The organism is Actinotalea ferrariae CF5-4, from assembly GCF_000603945.1.
In the GTDB taxonomy this organism is placed as follows: Bacteria; Actinomycetota; Actinomycetes; order Actinomycetales; family Cellulomonadaceae; genus Actinotalea; species Actinotalea ferrariae.
In genome coordinates, this window is record NZ_AXCW01000382.1 from 1 (window position 1) to 2,646 (window position 2,646).

The following is a 2,646-nucleotide window of genomic DNA, read 5'->3' on the forward strand; positions in this document are numbered from 1 at the left end:
GGCTGCGGATTTCGGAGCACCGTGACCGGCCGTTTCGGTTGATCGTGACCGCTCATTTCGCTAACGCGTGACCGCTCATTTCGGTAGCAACGTGACCGATTCTCCGCCTGTTCCGAAACAGGTGGTCACGGCTTACCGAAATCGCCGGTCACGACTTAGCGAAAGCCTTCCCCTTCGTTGCGCATGACCTGATGCGCCGCCATCCTCGACCGATTTCGGGAGAGGAAGATGGCGGCGCCGCGAGTAGCCATGCGAAACATCAAAGAATGTCTGCGCCTCAAGTTTGAGGCCGGCTTGTCCCACGAGAAGATTGCCCGTGCCTTGCAGCTGTCCAAGGGCGTGGTTAGCAAGTACATCGCGGCGGCGCGGGTGGCCGGGCTGGACTGGCCGGCGCTGGTGGCCATGGACGAGGCCGCGCTGGCGGCCGCCTTGTTTGCACCGACGTCGACGAACAAGCCGCGCGGTGAGCGAGTGCTGCCCGATGTGCTGAGCATCCACCGCGAGTTGCGACGCAAGGGCGTGACCTTGCAGCTGCTGTGGGAGGAATATCTCGCCGCGCATGCGGGCCAGCCGACCTACCGCTACACCCAGTTCGTCGAGCACTACCGGCGCTACGCCCAGACGCTCAAACGTTCGATGCGTCAGCTGCACCGTGCGGGCGAGAAGCTATTCATCGACTATGCCGGGCCGACGCTGCCGGTGGTCGACCCGGCCACCGGCGAAGTGCGCCGGGCGCACATCTTCGTCGCCGCCCTGGGCGCCTCGAATTACACCTATGCCTGCGCGACGCCAGGCGAAACCCAGGTGGACTGGCTGACCTCGCTGGGCCAGGCTCTGACCTACTTTGGCGGCGTGCCGGAAATGGTTGTGCCGGACAATCCGCGCGCCCTGGTCGCCCAGCCGGATCGCTACGAGCCGGGCCTGAACCGGGCCACGCTGGAGTGCGCGCGTCATTACCAGACGGTGATCCTGCCGGCACGGCCACGCAAGCCTCAGGACAAGGCCAAGGCCGAGGTGGCGGTGCAGGTGGTCGAGCGCTGGATCATGGCGCGGCTGCGCCATCGGCAGTTCTTCAGCCTGCATGCGCTTAACCAGGCCATCGCCGAGCTGCTGGAGGATCTGAATCGGCGCCCGTTCAAGCGGCTCGATGGCTGCCGGCGCGACTGGTTCGAGCGTCTGGATCGCCCGGCCTTGCGAGCGCTGCCGGTGCATCCCTACGAGGTCGCCACCTTCAAGCGCTGCAAGGTCAGCATCGACTACCACATCGAGGTCAATGGCAGCTTCTACAGCGTGCCCTCCGCCCTGGCCCGGCAGAACGTGGACGTGCGACTGACGGCACACACCCTGGAAGTGCTGCATGGCAACCGGCGGGTGGCCAGCCACCTGCTGCTGGGGCGACGCGGCGCTTACAGTACCCAGCGCGAACACATGCCCGCAGCGCACCAGGCGCATCGTGAGTGGACGCCGCAACGCCTGCTCGACTGGGGCGAGCGGATCGGCCCCTACACGCGCCAACTGATCGATCACCAACTGACCCACAAGCCGCACCCGGAGATGGGCTACCGCGCCTGCCTCGGCCTGCTCTCGCTGGCCCGGCGCTATGGCAATGCACGCCTGGAAGCCGCTGCCGAACGTGCCGTACACCTGCGCGCCTTCACCGGGCGCAGCGTGCGCAACCTGCTCCAGCAAGGCCTGGATCAACAGCCGCTGCCCCAGCGTGCCGCCGAAACGACCTTACCCGGCGACCACGAGAACGTCCGTGGCGCCGACTACTACCAACCCCCGCAACAGGAGCTGTTCGATGATGCCGCAACACACCCTGAATCAACTGCACCAGCTACGCCTGGACGGCATGGCCCGCGCCCTGGAAGAGCAATGGACGCTGCCGGCCAGCCACAGCCTGAGCTTCGATGAACGCCTCGGCCTACTGCTCGACCGCGAACTGGCCTGGCGTGACAACCAGCGCCTGGTACGGCTGCGCAAGAAGGCCAAGCTCAAGTACGCCAACGCCTGCCTGGAAGATCTCGACCGCCGCTCCGGACGCGCCCTGGACGAGCGTCTGATCGCCACCCTGGCCAGTGGCGACTGGATCCGCCAGCAGCACAACCTGCTGCTGACCGGCCCGACCGGTGCCGGCAAAACCTGGCTGGCCTGCGCCCTGGGCAACCAGGCCTGCCGCCAGGGCTATAGCACCCTGTACCTGCGCACCCCGCGCCTGCTGGAACAACTGCGCATCGCTCATGGCGACGGCAGCTTCGGCCGTACCCTGCAACAGCTGGCAAAGGTCGACGTCCTGGTGCTGGACGACTGGGCGCTAGCCCCGCTGGAGGAAGGAGCCCGGCATGACCTGCTGGAGGTGATCGACGACCGCGCTGGCAGCCGCTCCACCATCCTGACGAGCCAACTGCCCATCGAGCACTGGCACGGCTGGATCAACGACCCGACCCTGGCCGATGCCATCCTCGACCGCCTGGTGCACAACGCCTACCGACTGACGATGAAAGGCGAGTCGCTGCGCCGAAAAAAAGCCGAGGAACAAGCCGCATCGTGACCGATGCGATTACAATCCAGAACCCGCGCAACCGGGGTGGAAGCACCGGTCACGTATTAGCGAAACGCTCGGTCACGTTCACCGAAATCCGCAGG

The 2,646-nt window shown here is 66.0% G+C and carries 2 protein-coding genes; both read left to right on the forward strand.

Features of this window, described 5'->3' with window-relative positions; genetic code table 11:
• Positions 1 to 228 precede the first annotated feature (228 nt).
• The gene (istA, locus tag N866_RS18005; protein ID WP_024360721.1) at positions 229 to 1,914 is read left to right on the forward strand and encodes an IS21 family transposase; all 1,686 of its coding nucleotides are present in this window, start codon (positions 229 to 231) and stop codon (positions 1,912 to 1,914) included.
• Entirely contained in the window at positions 1,802 to 2,551 is a 750-nt protein-coding gene (istB, locus tag N866_RS18010; protein ID WP_003460139.1) for an IS21-like element IS1474 family helper ATPase IstB, read from the forward strand. Before istA ends, istB begins: the two co-directional genes overlap by 113 nt.
• Positions 2,552 to 2,646: the final 95 nt, after the last annotated feature.